The following is a 14,881-nucleotide window of genomic DNA, read 5'->3' as shown; positions in this document are numbered from 1 at the left end:
CGGCCCGGGCGGACCCGCACCACGACACCGGCCCGTCTCCCGTTCGTCCGGGAGGCGGGCCGATGCGCGCGGGGCGGCCGTCCCTCAGCCGTTCTCCGACTCCTCGGCCCGCCCGCCTGCCGAGTCCTCCTCGTCCTCCTCGTCCTCGCCGTAGACGATGCCGGCGGCGCGGTCGCGCTGCTCCTGCACCCGCAGCGGCACGTCCGGGTCCCAGTCCGAGGTGCGGGGCAGCTCCGGCCCGTCCGGCCCGAGGCGGACCACCGGCTCGACCCTGACCAGCCGGAACCGGCGGTCGGCGGCCCGCACCTCGTCGGCCCGCTCGGCGTCCAGCCGGTCGGCGGCCTCCGCGTACCGGGCCAGCTCCTCCTCCCCGAGGCTCGGGTCCAGTCGGGGCGCGAAGTCGCGCAGATAGGCGGCCAGGCTGTCCCGGGCGCCCTGCGGGGTCTCGCAGGCGCCGGTCATCGGCCCCCAGCGGCCGTCCCGGAACTCCGCGACGGCGCAGTGGACGGGCAGGACCAGCACATTGGGGTAGAGGTGGGAAGCGAGCCGTGCCTCGGCCCGGACGTCCTCCGGGATGAACCGGCCGGTCGGCACCAGCGTCATCAGGTCCAGCCGCAGGATCCCGTCGACCAGCGTGACGCCTGCGGCCGGGTCGATCACGAAGCCGTTCACCCGCGAGGGCACCCGGTACCCCTCGCCGACGGCGGCCGGGTCCGGGTCGGTGGGCCGGGGCGGCTCGATCCCGTCCGGACCCGAGCGCAGCACCTGCTCGGCCCGGAAGATCCGGTAGTCCCGCCCGGCCACCGAGATCTCGTCGAGCGCCTCCCACTCCAGCCGCTCGTAGGCCTCGGTGTAGGCGGCGCGTTCCTCGTCGCTGAGCGGACGGGGGGCGGCCAGGCTGGTACCCGCTTCGGCCACGGCCCAGGCCCGGAAGGTGTGCCCCAGCTCGTCCCTGGCCGCCTGCGGGGTGATGGCGTGGAACCCGAGGATCTTCCAGGCGCCCGTGTCGGTCCGCTCCAGGCAGCCGAAGACGGGCGGCATCATCATGAGGTTGGGGTACTTCTCGCGGGACGCCCAGGCCTCCAGACCGGCCACGGCGGCGACCGGGTCGTCGGTGTGGGTGACCCGGATGGTGAGGTGCTCGGGCAACTGCACAGCGTCATCGTCCATGCGGCCAGTGTTAGCGGACGCGCGGAGAGCACCGCAGGGTTATCGCGGAAACTCCACCCGACCGGGCACGGCCTGCTCCCGGCACCGCCGACGGGCTCCGCCGGAACGGCCGACGGCCCGCCCGGGTCCCCCCGGACGGGCCGTCGGAGCCCTCGCTCAGAGGTGCTTGACCAGCTCCGGCATGAGGTCCTGGAAGGTGCGCCCGCTGGCCGGCTGCCCGATCGCGATCATCTGCCAGCCGCCCGCGGTGCGCTGCACCTTGGCCATGATCTGCGCGGTGTACGCGCCGCCGCCGGTGAGCGTGTAGCGGGCCAGCTCGGCGCCGGTCTGGGTGTCGACCAGCCGGCAGAACGCGTTCTCGACCTCCTGGAAGGTCTGGCCGGTGAACGAGTTGACGGTGAAGAGGATCTGGTCCACCTCGGCCGGCACGGCGGTGAGGTCGACGGTGATGGTCTCGTCGTCCGTCGCGTCCCCGGCGCCGCCGGTCAGGTTGTCGCCGCTGTGCCGCACCGAACCGTCGTTGCTGGTGAGGTGCTGGAAGAAGACCACGTCGACCGGCTTGCCCGCGGCGAACAGCACCGCCGAGGCGTCCAGGTCGATGTCCTGGGCGGCGAACAGCTTCGCGAGGAAGCCCTTCTTCTGCGCGGCGCGCCAGCCGAGGCCCATCCGCACCACGCCCAGTCGGCCTCCACCCGGCTTCTCCAGGCTCAGCTTCTGACCCTTCGCCAGCGAAACGCTCATCGCGCCCTCCTCGTTGCTCGCCTGCGCGCCTCGAATCTACAGCACTGTAGATCTTTTCCGCGCCCCGCGTACGCCCTCGTCCCGGGACACCTGCATACCCCGCGGACGTGCCCGGGAAGCGAATCCCCGGCCGTCACCGGGCCCCGGCCTCCCTGGCGCCCGGCCCTACGCCCGCTCCAGGCGGACCAGGGCGTCGATCGCCTCCGCCTCGCCCACCGGGCGGCGGACCCGCTCGGCGCGGACGGTGCGCAGCCCGGTGTCGGCCAGGTCGGCGAGGACGTCGTCGGGCGTGAAGAGCACCGCCGGGTCCTGGGGGCCGCCGACCCCCTCGGTCAAGTTGCCGGAGTCGTGTCCGACGACCAGCAGGGTGCCGCCGGGGGCGAGGGCCCCGGCGGCGCGGCGCAGCGCGGCCCGGCGGTCCGCGGCGGGGAGCTGGAGATAGGCGACCAGCACCAGGTCGTAGCCCTCGGGCGGGGCTTCGAAGGTCCGGGCGTCGCCGTGCCGCCAGGTGAGGCGGTCGGCGACCTCGTCGGGCAGCCCGGCGGTGAGCCGTTCGGCGCGACCGAGGGCGACGGTGGAGAAGTCCAGGCCGGTGACCTCCCAGCCCAGAGCGGCCAGCCACATCGCGTTGCGGCCCTCCCCGGCGGCGAGGTCCAGGGCGCGCCCGGGGGTGAGCCCGGCCAGTTCGCGGACCACCCAGCGGTTGGCCTCGGTGCCCCAGACCAGCTCGCCGGCGGCGTAGCGGTCGTCCCAGGCGCGGCTGTCCATGACCCGTTCTCCGTTCGACGCGGGACCTCTCGGGAGGCCACCGTACCGGGCCCACGCTCCGCGCACCCGCCGCACGGCCGCCGACCGTCCGCCCACCGGACCCCCTTGACGGCGAATATTGGTCCAGTCCAATCTGTGATGTCGTGACCGCGGCGGCCTCCGGGCCGGTCCGCGGCACGAACCCGCACGCCCTGCCGCATCCTGCCCTGCCGCACGTGCTTCACCCGACCGCGCGCCCCCACAGCACGCGGTCCGGCTCCCACGGCCCACCCGGGCCACCGCACCGCCGGAACCCCCACTCCTCCGGAGGACCACCGCATGCACGACCGTGTCATGTCCGCGCGCCCCGTTGAGCGACGGGCCGCCGCTCCGCGCCGCCGCGCGCTCGCCCTCGCCCTGGCCGCCACGCTCAGCACCGGCAGCGCCGCCCTCGCGCTCTCCCTCAACACCGCCTCGGCCGCCCCCGTCAACCTGCTCACCAACGCCGACTTCGAGACCGGCACGCTGGCCGGCTGGACCTGTGCCAACGGATCGGTCGTCACCACCCCGGTGCACGGCGGAAGTTACGCGCTCAACGGCGCCGCCTCGGCGTCCGACACCGCGCAGTGCCAGCAGACGGTCGTCGTCCAGCCGAACACCACCTACACCCTGGCCGGCTGGGTGCGCGGCAGCTACGTCTACCTGGGCGCGACCGGAACCGGCGTCAACTCCCAGAGCTGGGCGCCCAGTGCCACCGCCTGGACCCAGCTGAGCACCACCTTCACCACGGGTGCGAGCACCACCTCGGTGACGGTCTTCACGCACGGCTGGTACGGCACCGGCGCGTACCAGGCCGACGACCTCACCCTGACCGGCCCGGCGGGCCCGACCGGTACGGCCAGCCCGACGGCGACCAACAGCCCCACCGCCACGAGCAGCCCGACCGCGACCAACAGCCCCACCGCGACCAACAGCCCGACGGCCACGAACAGCCCCACCGCCACCAACAGCCCCACGGCGACCAACAGCCCGACCGTGACGCCCACCGCCACCTCGACCGGCACCGGGCCCACCGGGGACGGCAAGGTCACCACGCCGACCGGCCTCACCGTCACCAAGGTCACCCACAACGCCGTGGTCCTCAAGTGGCAGCCGGCCACCGTGAGCGCCGGCGACCTCCCGGTCGCCTACAAGGTCTACGCGGGCGACCAGTTGGTGGCCACCTCGATGGGCACCTCGGTGGCGGTCAGCTCGCTGCTGCCGACCCGCGGCTACACCTTCACCGTCCAGGGCTACTCCGGCAGCCACGCCTCCGTGCAGTCCGCCCCGGTGAACACCACCACCGCCGCGGCGCCCGCCAACAGCCCGTTCCGCTCGGCCTACTTCGACCAGTGGGGCGTCTACGAGAACGCCTACCACGCGAAGAACGTCGACACCAGCGGTGCGGCCGGCAAGCTGGACGTCATCAACTACGCGTTCGCCAACATCCACCCCACCAACCTGACCTGCTTCCAGGCGGTCAAGGCCTCGGACTCGGCGAACGAGAACAACCCGAACGCCGGTGACGGCGCCGGTGACGCCTACGCCGACTACCAGGCCGACTACAACGCCGCCACCAGCGTGGACGGCACGGCCGACACCTGGGAGCAGCCGGTCAAGGGCAACTTCAACCAGCTGCGCCAGCTGAAGGCCAAGTACCCGAACCTGCGGTTCACCATCTCGCTCGGCGGCTGGACGTACTCCAAGTACTTCTCGGACGCGTCCGCCACCGACGCCTCGCGCAAGAAGTTCGTCTCCTCCTGCCTCGACATGTTCCTCAAGGGGAACCTGCCGGCCAACGTCGCCGGTGACCCGGCGGGCGGCGCGGCCTCGGCGGCCGGCCTCTTCGACGGCGTCGACATCGACTGGGAGTACCCGGGCTCGGCCGGCGGCCACACCGGCAACCACTACTCCCCCGCCGACAAGCAGAACTTCACCCTGCTGCTCAAGGAGTTCCGCACCCAGCTGGACGCCCTCGGCAACGCCCAGGGCAAGCGGTTCCTGCTGACCGCGGCGCTGCCCAGCGGCCAGGACAAGATCGCGCAGCTGGAGACCGACAAGATCGGCGCGTACCTGGACTACGCCGACATCATGACCTACGACATGCACGGGTCGTGGGACGCCAAGGGCCCGACCAACCACCAGGACCCGCTGCACGACAGCCCGGCCGACCCGACCACGCCGATCACCCCCGGCACCCGCAAGTACAACATCGACACCACGCTGGCCGCGTACACCACCGGCCTGTCGGAGTACGGCATCACCGGCGGGTTCCCGGCGAACAAGATCGTGCTCGGGGTGCCGTTCTACTGGCGCGGCTGGACCGGCGTGCCGGCCGGCGACAACTTCGGCCTCTACCAGAGCGCGACCGGCCCGACCCCGGCCAAGCCGCTGAGCGCGGAGGCCGGCCTGGCCGCCTGGAAGGAGCTCAACCCGACCGCCGCCAACACCCACTGGGACCCGGTGACCGAGTCCTCCTGGGTGTACGACGGCACCAACTTCTGGACCGGTGACACCCCGCAGGCCGTCCAGGCCCGCGGCGCGTACGCCAAGAGCAAGGGCCTGGCGGGCATGTTCGCCTTCTCCCTGGAGAACGACGACGCCTCCGCCACCATGCTCAACGCGATGAGCAGCAGCCTGAACTGACGCTCCGCTCTCAGCGGCCCCGGGGGCCGGCCGGTGGTGGTGCACCGGCCGACCCTCCGGGGCCTCGTCGTTTCCGGACGGTGCGCCGGCGGGTGCCTCCGGGCGTCGGCTCAGCGCTCCGGCACCGGGTCGACGCCGCCGCCGCGCCGGGCCGCGCCGGGGCGGCAGCGCAGCAGCCGGCCCGCCGTCAGACGGGCACCGCGCAGCGCGCCGTGGCGGTGCAGCGCCTGGACGGCGTAGGTCGAGCAGGTCGGGGTGTACGGGCAGCAGGCCGGGCGGTTCGGGCTGATCTCGGCGCGGTAGTGCCGCACCGCGCCGTACAGCATCCCGGCGGCCAGGCCCCGCGGCGGGGGCGCGGCCGGGTCGGTGCGGTGCGCCGCGGCGCGCCGCGTCCTGCCGCCGGTGAGGGCGAACCGGAGGCCGGCGGCCATCATCACCGGGAAGAGACCGATCAGGCAGGGACCGTCGCACCCGTCACCGCCGCCACCACCGCAGCCGCAGCCGGAGGGGAGGCAGTCGTCCACGTCGTCCTTCTGCTTCTTCTTCTCCCCGTGCGCGCGCAGGTACGCCTTCCATTCCCGCTGCTGCCGCTTGCGCCGGCGCCGCTCCTCGGCCGGCAGCCACCACCAGGCCCGTCCGGGGCGTCTGGTCGTCGGGAACTGTTCGCCCTGGCCGGGCTGCTGGTGGGACAACGCTGGTGATTCCTCTCGGCGCGCACGCCGGGGCCGACCCCCAACGGCTCGATCAGACTATCGAAGGCCGTGATCGCGGGGGCCGGCCAGGGCGAGGACCGGGCAGGGCGCTCAGTCGCTCCCGCCGCCGAGCGTGGGGAACAGGTCGGTGAACGTCTGGGTGGTGACCGAGACGCTGCGGCCGAAGGGGTCGTCGAAGTCCCAGATGAGGAACAGCAGGAAGGCGATCAGGGCGCTGAACGCACCGGCGAGCAGCAACTCGCGCGCGGAGCGCCGGATCTGCAGGGCGAACACCATGCCGACCGTCACCACGGCGCCCACGATCAGACCGAACCAGACCACGCCCGGCATGGTCGGACCGGCGTTCTGCCCACGCGCGTTGCGGGCGTCGTCGGCGATGCTGATCCGGTCCATGATCGGCTGATAGGCCTGGGCCTCCAGGTCGGAGGCCGGGGCACGGGTCGCGACGTCGGTGCGCAGCTTCTCCAGCAGCTCGGTTCCCCGGTCGGAGATCTCACCGTTCTCGCGCATGTACGTCCACTCCACGTCCACCACGTAGGAGACGTAGGCGTCGACGTCGGCGCGGACCTGGTCCCGGAACTCCACCGGGTAGACCTGCGCCCGCTCGCTGACCTCGTGCAGCGACTGCGCCTCGCGGAAGAGGTCGTCCTGCGCCTGGCCGCGCGCCTCCCAGACACCGGCGATGGCGAGGCCGAGCACGATCGCGTAGACCACGCCGATCATCATCGTCATGTACTCGATGACGTCGGGCGTCTCGTCGGCGGCCTCGTTCACACCGGCGCGGCGGTGCTTCAGCAGCACCACCGCCACCACGACGGCGCCGGCCGCCAGCATGGCGATGGCCAGCGCCAACCACTCGGACATGGGAACTCCTTTCTCGGTCGGAGATCGACAGGGTCGATCGGAAGCAATCGGGACCGTTCGTCCTGACCAGTGCGGTTCGACAAACGGGAAGCAAAAAGGGGGAAGGGGAAAAGGGGGGAGGGGAAGCGGAGGCGGCGTCAGGAGCCGCTGGTTCCGCCGGAACCGCCGGAACCCCGGGAGCCGCCGGAGCCGCCACCACCGCGACCGGCCCGGCCGCGCGGGCGCAGCGCCGCCGCCGCGAGCACGGCGGGCACCGTGACGACCAGCATGGTCCGGGTCGTGGAGCCGCCGTGATGCCGCTCCGGCGCCTGGACGGGCGGAGCCGGTGGCACGGGTCGCAGCGTCGGGGCCGACCGCACCGGGCTGGGAGCCGGGGGCAACGGGGTCGGCGTCGACGCGGGCGGCACGGGCGCTTCGGGCGCGGGCGCCGGGGGCGGGGGTGGGGGCGGCGGGACGACCGGCGCGGGCGGCGGGGTCGTCGGTCTCGGCGTGGGGGTGGACGCCGACGGCCGGGGCGACGCGGGCGGCGGGGTGGCCGACGGCATGGGCCGCGGCATCGGAGCCGGCGGGGCGGGCGGGGCCGGCTGCACCGGGGCCGGGATCGGCGGCGGGGTCGGCACCGGGGTGGGGATCGGGGTGACGATCGGCGTCGGCGTCGGCGTCTCGACGGGCGTCGGTGTGGGAGTCGGCGTGGGCCGGGGCGTCGGGGTCGGCGTCGGGCTGGGGCTCGGCGACGGCGACGCACTCGGCGACGGGCTCGGCGTCGGAGTGGGCGATGGGCTCGGCGACGGCGACGGGCAGGGGTGGTGCGTCGGCTTTGTCGGATGCGGGTGCGGGTGCGGGTGGTGCAGGATCCCGGCGAGGTCGACGTCCACGCCGACCGCCACGTTCACGCCCACCTCGACGTCCACGCCGCCCCGGCCGACCCCGACCGCGACATCCGTCCCGACGCAGACGCAGGTCTCGACGACCGGGCCGTGCGGCCGACCGCCGCCCTGCTGGTCCCCCGTGGAGCGGGCGGCGGCCGAGCCGCTCACCAGCGCGCAGAGCGCGGCCACCCCGGCCGCCGCACCGGCCAGCCGGATCCGCCGCGCGCGAGGGCCGCCGGAGGCACCGTGCCCGGCGGCGACGGGCGCCGGGCTCCGGTCCGCGGTCACGACGGCCCGTCCATCGATATCCGCCGGGGCGGCTGGGGCAGCGGCATCGCTCCGTGCACCTCTCGCGTCGTCAGGAGGTCGGCCGCGCCGGGAGGGGGCCGACACCGGACGGCCCGCCACGGGGGCGGGCCGTCCGGTATCCGGTTGAACGATCATCGGGGTGGACCGGTTACGCCCGGCCCGTGGCGGGCCCCCGGGGAGGGCCCGCCCGAACTGCGCCTCAGCGGCGCCCGTGCGCGATCTCGACGTTCTCCAGCACACCCACCGCGTCCGGCACCAGGATCGCGGCGGAGTAGTAGGCACTCACAAGGTAGGAGATGATCGCCTTCTCGTCGATGCCCATGAACCGGACGGACAGGCTCGGCTGGTACTCGTCCGGAATGCCGGTCTGGTGCAGGCCGATGACGCCCTGGTTGTCCTCGCCGGTACGGATCACCAGGATCGAGCTGGTGTTCTCCTTGCTGATCGGGATCTTGTTGCACGGCAGGATCGGAACGCCGCGCCACGCCGGCACCTGCTGCCCGCCGAGGTCGACGTGGTGCGGGTAGAGCCCGCGCGCGTTCAGCTCACGGCCGATCGCGGCGATGGTCCGCGGGTGGGCGAGCAGGTAGTCGGGGTCACGGCGGCGGTTGAGCAGCTCGTCCAGGTCGTCCGGGGTGGGCGGGCCCGAGTGGGTCTGGATCCGCTGGTCGAAGTCGGCGTTGTTGAGCAGGCCGAACTCCGGGTTGTTGACCAGCTCGTGCTCCTGGCGCTCGCGCAGCGCCTCGATGGTCAGCCGCAGCTGGTGCTCGATCTGGTTCATCGGCTGGTTGTAGAGGTCGGCGACCCGGGTGTGCACCTTGAGGATCGTCTGGGCGACGCTCAGCTCGTACTCACGCGGCTTGAGCTCGTAGTCCACGAAGGCGCCGGGGAGCTGGTACTCGCCGTGGTGGCCCGCCGACATGGCGATCTCGGCCTCGCCGCGCTCGTTCTGGGCCTGGAGCGGCAGCGCGAGGAAGGCCTCCAGGTGCTCCCGCAGCGCGGCCGAGTTGTCGCGGATCTGCTCGAAGTCCCGGCGGAGCAGCGACAGCACCGTACCGGCGGTCGCCGTCTTGGCGGTGAACTCCCAGACGGCGTCGGGTTCGAGCACGGCGTTCTCGCCGAAGCGGTCACCGTCGCCGAGCACGCTGACCACCGTCTCGTCGCCGTACTTGCCGGTGCCGATCTGGTTGATCTTGCCGTGCGCGATCAGGTAGATCCGGTCCGCGGACGTGCCGCGGTCGGCGAGCACCTCGCCCGGGCCGAAGTCGCGCTGCTCGCAGCGGTCGGCCAGCGCGGTGAGCACCTCGTCGTCCTCGAAGCCGCGCAGCAGGGCGAGTTCGCCGAGCTCCTGCGGGATGACCCGGACCTGGGAACCGGTCTTGATGAACTCGATCCGGCCGTCACCGACCGTGTAGGTCAGTCGGCGGTTGACCCGGTAGGCGCCACCGGCGGCCTGCACCCAGGGCAGCACCTTGAGCAGCCAGCGGGAGGTGATCTCCTGCATCTGCGGTGCGGACTTGGTGGTCGTGGCAAGATTGCGGGCCGCAGCCGTCGTCAGGCTGGACTGCTGCGCCACCTGCGGTGTCTCCGGGGTGGTCGTCTCCACGGACATCGGCAGGGATCTCCTTCGTGTGATCGGGTCACGCCGACCCGTCGGACGGCCGGCCGACAGCCGGAGTCTCTGTTTCGACGGATCATCAGATACGCGTATCGGTGGGAGTTTTGGCGGCCTTCGCGATGCGGTGCGCCCCGCTCGGGCGATCCATCGGAACCCTAGATCACCAAGACCCCGGCAACCCCGCACGGCAGCCGACTGCCCCCCGATAGGGTGAATCTCTCCGATCGGAAGGTTTGAATCCGAGAACCGCACGCCACCGCGGCCGCACATTTCTGCGCATGCGAATCGCCCAGACGCAGGAACGATTCACCCCACCCAAACGGAGGGGCGCGAGCGCGCGCGCCCCAGCCCGTGGGGCGCGAGACCGTCAAACGTCTGTTCGAGATTCGAACACTGTGCGATTGAAGGCTGCGGACAGGGGTCCGGATCAGGACCTGCGTTCGAACGGCGTCGGCCTCGGCCGGGGGCCCGTGGGCAGCCTAATCCTCGCGTCGCGACCGGCCGTCGGGCGGGGTCCGGCGGGCTGCGGGCGGACCCGTGCGGCGGCGGGACGGCGGCCGGTTCCTGGGCGGGTGCAGGGAGCGCCAGTGCGCCATCCACCAGAGCCCGCTCACCAGGACCGAGAGGCCGATCACCACCAGGGCCAGGGCCGGCCAGCGGCTGTCGGCGAGCCGGATGTCGGCGACCAACAGGACCCCCACCCCAGCGACCGGGACGAGCAGCGCGAACGCGGCCCGGGCGGCCGCGGTCACCACCCCGGGGTCGGTCCGGGCCCGGCGGGGGCCGGGCCAGTCGGCCGGCTCCCCGCCGAGGTGGAAGGCGACGGCGCGCGCGGCCAGCCGGTCGGTCGCCCGGTTGTAGGAGAACGCCATGTAGGGCAGCCAGATCAGCGGGGCGACGGTGCCGACCAGGAACACCAGGGCGAGCAGTGCCCACTCCCCCGCGGTCCGCCACCGGGACGGCGGCGGGACGACGTCCTCGCTGGTCAGCCCGAGCAGGCGGGCCATCCGCCACACCAGTGCGGCGAACCCCCGGAACCGGCCGGGGCGAGCGGCGTCCGCCTCCGGCGGCGGGCCGGCCTCGATGGCCCGCTCGGCACTCGCGAGGTCCGGGTGCGCCCCCTGGAGGACGAGCAGTTCGGGGGCCCGGGCCCGGTCCGTGGGGTCCTTGCCCGCGAGGGCGGCCAGCTCCAGCAGCAGCTGGCCCTGGGCCAGCAGCGCGATGCAGAAGGCGAACGGGGCCATCCAGAGGAAGGGGCCCGCGACGAACGCGCCCTCGTTCTGGCTGGCCCGGCGGGCGCGGTCGACGGCCCGCCGGGCCAGGTCGCGCTCCGGGGCGTCCGGATGCGCCGCCCGGAGCTCCGCGACCCGGCGGGCGGCCCGGGGCCCGCGGTGGCGGACGGCGAAGACCGCCAGCAGCTCCGGCATCCGGGCCGGGTGGGCGCGCATCGAGCGCATCAGCTCGACGACGGGGGCGCTCTCGTCGGCCCCGGGTGCCCCGGGCTGTTCCGGGCGCCCGGGGCCCGGGTCTGTCGTTGGGGCCACGTCCGTCCCACCGTCCGCCGCGCGCTCCGGCCACACCCGGACCGACGCCTCGCCCGGGCTCCTCCCAGCCTAGGTGCTGCCCTCGAACTCCCGCCTGCCGGGCCGTCCGCCCCGGCCTGCGGCCGGGAGGTGCCCCCGACCGCACGCACTCCGCCCCCGTGGACGCGGATCCGGCCTCCCGCCGGTCAGGCGACCTCGAAGCCCTGCCGGACCCGGTCGAAGCGGCCGGCCGCGAGGTCGTCGGGGGTGATCCAGAAGGAGACGTTGACGCACTCGCCCCAGTCGGCGGCCAGCACGCCGCTCTCGATCTGGAGCAGCGGGCGGTGGCCCTCGGGGCGGCCGGTGTCGGTGTCGCACCAGCCGAGCACCCGGACCGCGGGGCGGGGCAGCTGCTCGGCGAGGTCCTGGGCGAGGTCGAGGGCGATCAGGAAGTCGTCGGGGAACAGCCGCTCCAGCTCGCGGTCCTGGTAGGACGGCGCGGACAGCGCCCGGGCAGCCCGGACCGGGACGGCCGGCACGGCGGGAGTGCCACGCTCGGTGAGCGGCGCCGGCCGCGGCGGAGCACCGGCGGCCACGTGCAGGACCCGGCAGCCGCGGCCGGTGAAGTCGGTGAGCCACTCGTCGTGGAAGAAGAGCAGCAGTCCGTCGGCGGGCAGCGGCCAGCCGCCGGCGTCCGGTCCGGTGGCCAGGAAGGCCGCGGCGAGCTCGGCGCAGTCGAGCTGGGCGAGCAGCTGCATCGGACGGTCGGCGAACTCCGGCCAGGCCGTGCCCGCCGGCAGCGCGGGCAGCCCGCCGAGCCGGCCGACCACGTCGTCGTGCGCGGCACCGCCGGCGTCACCGGTGTCCGCGGTGTCCGCGGTGTCCGCCACGGGATCGAGGACGAGGGAGGAGCGGAACAGCCCGTGGACCAGCGGTGCCAGCCGCTCGCCGGCCCGGGCGCGGATCAGCTCCGCGACCTCGCCGGGTATCGGCGGCACGCCCTCGCCGGGGACGGTCACGCGGGTGTCGGTGGTCACCAGTTCGGCCATGCGCCAAGCCTGTCACGGGGGTACGACAACGCCGGGCGGCAGCCGCTGCCCGGGCGGGCGGACGGACACACGGGCAGGCACGCGGACGGGCACCGGGAACGGCGAAGCCCCCGTCAGGTGCCGCCACGGGGGCGAGCGGCGCCTGACGGGGGGTCACGGAAGGAGAGGGGACGCGGGCCGTCAGGAGCAGACGACCTCGTTGCCGGGGACCTGGAAGACGCCGGAGTCGTTGGCGGTGCCGTTCGCGTACTCGTAGTAGAGGTAGGTGTAGAAGTCGATCCGCGCGCCGTTGCCGCAGACCGAGTCGGCGCCGATGGCGTAGGTCAGGGTGACCGTGGTGGTGGCGCCGGCCGCGACCGGGACGGAGTGGTGGACCAGGCCGCTGGTGGCGCCGGTGTCACAGCTGGTGACGTTGCCGCCACAGGCGGAGAAGCCGTACTTCAGGCCGGTGTTCAGGGTGGTGGCGTAGGTCGGCTGGATGGACTCGTAGACGAACTGCGCGGCGGTGTCGTGCGTGTTGGTCAGGGTGAGCGTGAGGGTGACGGAGGAGCCCGGGGTGGCGGTCGCCTTGTCGACGGCGACGGACAGTACCGGGGTGCCGGCGTGGGCGGGGGTCGCCGACAGCAGCAGGGCGACCAGGAAGGCGAGGACCGCGGGGAGGCCGAGACGGCTCTTGAGTGAAGTGCGCATGACCAGTGAGCGTAGGCGGCCGTCCGGGTCGCGGCGGCGGCTTCCGCCCCGGTCCGTACCGGCATATGACCGGCGAGCGGACGCCCGGGCCATTACCTTCCGGTTCGCTTCGCTCCCGGGTGTCCGGAGCCCTACCCTCCCCTCCCGCCGCGCGGGACGGCGGCTCGCCCACGGGCCGGGCGACGGAGCGGTCCGGCGGACCGGGCGCCGAGCGGCCGGGCCCGTGCTCCGTCAGAGCGGCGGCGGCAGGATCGCGCAGAGCGCCTCCACGGCCGCCGGGTAGGCGTGGTCGGGCGGGGTCGCGTAGCCGACCACCAGGCCGTCCACCGCCGGCATCGCCTCCGGGGCCAGCAGCGGGTGCCGGAAGTCCGCCAGCCCGTCCAGGGCCAGCCCCCGGTAGGCCGCCGCCTTGAGCACCGAGCGCTCCGTGCCGGGCGCCAGCCGGAGCACCGCGTGCAGTCCGGCCGCGATCCCGGTGACCTCGACGTGCGGGGCCCGTTCGGCCAGGGCGTCGACCAGCCGGTCGCGGCGCTCGCGGTAGCGGCGGCGCATCCGCCGCACGTGCCGGTCGTAGCCGCCCGAGTCGATGAACTCCGCCAGGGTCAGCTGGTCCAGCGCGCTCGCCCAGCCCTCGCGCTCCCCCTTGGCGGCGACCACCCGGTCCACCAGGTGGTCGGGCAGCACCATCCAGCCGAGCCGCAGGGCCGGGCTGAGGCTCTTGCCGGCCGTCCCGAGGTAGACCACCCGCTCCGGGTCCAGTCCCTGCACCGCACCGACCGGCTGCCGGTCGTAGCGGAACTCACCGTCGTAGTCGTCCTCCAGGACCAGCCCGCCGCGCCCGCGCGCCCAGTCCACCACGGCCGCCCGCCGGCCCGCGTGCAGCGGTCCCCCGGTCGGGAACTGGTGGGCGGGGGTGAGCAGCACGGTCCGGACCTCGCGCTGGTCCGCCAGCGCGCCGACCCGCGCGCCGTGCTCGTCGAGCGGGAGCGGGGCGGTGGTGACCCCGGCGGCGGCCAGCAGACCGCGGTGGAAGGGCAGTCCGTAGCCCTCGACGGCGAGCGGGCCCCGGCTGCGGGCGGGGAGCACGGCGCCAGGGCCGTCGAACAGCAGGCGCAGCGCGTGGGCGAAGCCGGAGCAGACCACGATCCGGTCCGGGTCGGTCCGCACCCCGCGGGCGCGGGCGAGGTAGTCGGCGAGGGCCTCGCGCAGTTCGCGCCGGCCCTGCGGGTCGCCCGGTCCGAACGCCTCGTTGGGCGCGGCGGTGAGCGCCCGGCGTCCGGCGGCGAGCCAGGCGGTGCGGGGGAAGGCGGCCGCGTCGGGCCGGCCCTGCCTCAGGTCGTGCGTGGGGCGCTGCGGCAGGGAGGAGCGGCGGGCGCGGTTCGCGGCGACCGGTTCGGCCCGTTCGGCGACGGCGGTGCCCGAGCCCTGGCGGGCGGTGAGCCAGCCCTCGGCGACGAGTTCCGCATAGGCGTCGGCGGCGGTGTTGCGGGCGATGCCGAGATCGGCGGCGAGCGTGCGGTAGGGCGGCAGCCGGGTGCCGGGGGCGAGCCGGCCGCTGCGGATCGCCTCGCGCAGGGCGGCCATCAGCGCGGACCGGCGGCTGCCCGTGGCGGGCAGGTCGAGGTGCAGGTCGGTGCCGGACGGGCCGGCGTCGGAGCGGGTGGCGGCGGTGGTGGCGCTCACGTCGTCCGTCGGGCGCCCGGGGTGGTGGGCCGGACCGGCGACGGGGTGCGCCGGTCCGCCGGATCCGGCGGGACGGCGGCGGGGTGTCCGGGGCGGATCGACCGGGGTGTCCGTCATGGTCATGCACCTTAGCGCCGGGCCCGTGCGGGCCCCGGGGCCGGGCCCCGCGCCCTCGGGCGGCCCGGCGCCGTCGCCCGGTCGGCCGCGCCGGGTGGGTTGC

General features: G+C 74.4%; 12 protein-coding genes. 1 reads left to right on the top strand and 11 read right to left on the bottom strand.

Annotation, left to right across the window (positions count from 1 at the left end; all coding sequences use genetic code 11):
* Nucleotides 1-84 precede the first annotated feature (84 nt).
* From ACFVUH_RS25025 to ACFVUH_RS25015, 3 genes are all read right to left on the bottom strand, one after another.
* The gene (locus ACFVUH_RS25025; RefSeq protein WP_387915426.1) at nucleotides 85-1,170 is read right to left on the bottom strand and encodes a DUF5954 family protein; all 1,086 of its coding nucleotides are present in this window, start codon (nucleotides 1,168-1,170) and stop codon (nucleotides 85-87) included.
* A gap of 156 nt (nucleotides 1,171-1,326) precedes the next feature.
* Nucleotides 1,327-1,911: a TerD family protein gene (locus tag ACFVUH_RS25020; protein ID WP_355367631.1), complete on the bottom strand. Its 585-nt coding sequence runs from the start codon at nucleotides 1,909-1,911 to the stop codon at nucleotides 1,327-1,329.
* A 165-nt stretch (nucleotides 1,912-2,076) separates the two neighbouring features.
* Nucleotides 2,077-2,679, bottom strand: a complete 603-nt coding sequence (locus ACFVUH_RS25015; protein ID WP_387915425.1) for a class I SAM-dependent methyltransferase — start codon at nucleotides 2,677-2,679, stop codon at nucleotides 2,077-2,079.
* 318 nt (nucleotides 2,680-2,997) lie between these two features.
* Between ACFVUH_RS25015 and ACFVUH_RS25010 the strand changes: the two genes are divergently transcribed.
* The gene (locus ACFVUH_RS25010) at nucleotides 2,998-5,343 is read left to right on the top strand and encodes a glycosyl hydrolase family 18 protein (protein WP_387915424.1); all 2,346 of its coding nucleotides are present in this window, start codon (nucleotides 2,998-3,000) and stop codon (nucleotides 5,341-5,343) included.
* A gap of 110 nt (nucleotides 5,344-5,453) precedes the next feature.
* Here ACFVUH_RS25010 and yidD read toward each other — a convergent pair whose 3' ends face one another.
* The 8 genes from yidD to ACFVUH_RS24970 form a co-directional block, all read right to left on the bottom strand.
* Nucleotides 5,454-6,035 carry a membrane protein insertion efficiency factor YidD gene (gene yidD, locus ACFVUH_RS25005; protein WP_355367640.1) on the bottom strand — a complete coding sequence of 194 codons (582 nt, stop codon included), beginning with the start codon at nucleotides 6,033-6,035 and terminating at the stop codon, nucleotides 5,454-5,456.
* A 111-nt stretch (nucleotides 6,036-6,146) separates the two neighbouring features.
* Nucleotides 6,147-6,920 carry a hypothetical protein gene (locus ACFVUH_RS25000; RefSeq protein WP_355367643.1) on the bottom strand — a complete coding sequence of 258 codons (774 nt, stop codon included), beginning with the start codon at nucleotides 6,918-6,920 and terminating at the stop codon, nucleotides 6,147-6,149.
* 137 nt (nucleotides 6,921-7,057) lie between these two features.
* The gene (locus ACFVUH_RS24995) at nucleotides 7,058-8,077 is read right to left on the bottom strand and encodes a hypothetical protein (RefSeq protein WP_387915423.1); all 1,020 of its coding nucleotides are present in this window, start codon (nucleotides 8,075-8,077) and stop codon (nucleotides 7,058-7,060) included.
* Between the two features lie 220 nt (nucleotides 8,078-8,297).
* The gene (locus tag ACFVUH_RS24990) at nucleotides 8,298-9,710 is read right to left on the bottom strand and encodes a family 2B encapsulin nanocompartment shell protein (RefSeq protein ID WP_355367649.1); all 1,413 of its coding nucleotides are present in this window, start codon (nucleotides 9,708-9,710) and stop codon (nucleotides 8,298-8,300) included.
* A 485-nt stretch (nucleotides 9,711-10,195) separates the two neighbouring features.
* Complete coding sequence (locus tag ACFVUH_RS24985) at nucleotides 10,196-11,260, bottom strand: hypothetical protein (protein WP_387915422.1); 1,065 nt, start codon at nucleotides 11,258-11,260, stop codon at nucleotides 10,196-10,198.
* Nucleotides 11,261-11,445: 185 nt separating this feature from the next.
* Nucleotides 11,446-12,288, bottom strand: a complete 843-nt coding sequence (locus ACFVUH_RS24980; RefSeq protein ID WP_387915421.1) for a DUF1963 domain-containing protein — start codon at nucleotides 12,286-12,288, stop codon at nucleotides 11,446-11,448.
* 180 nt (nucleotides 12,289-12,468) lie between these two features.
* Nucleotides 12,469-12,978: a hypothetical protein gene (locus ACFVUH_RS24975; RefSeq protein ID WP_355367658.1), complete on the bottom strand. Its 510-nt coding sequence runs from the start codon at nucleotides 12,976-12,978 to the stop codon at nucleotides 12,469-12,471.
* A 231-nt stretch (nucleotides 12,979-13,209) separates the two neighbouring features.
* Complete coding sequence (locus ACFVUH_RS24970; RefSeq protein ID WP_387915420.1) at nucleotides 13,210-14,778, bottom strand: PLP-dependent aminotransferase family protein; 1,569 nt, start codon at nucleotides 14,776-14,778, stop codon at nucleotides 13,210-13,212.
* Nucleotides 14,779-14,881: the final 103 nt, after the last annotated feature.

This window comes from Kitasatospora sp. NPDC058032 (assembly GCF_042885845.1).
GTDB lineage: Bacteria > Actinomycetota > Actinomycetes > Streptomycetales > Streptomycetaceae > Kitasatospora.
This window is presented reverse-complemented; position numbering and strand designations above follow the sequence as displayed.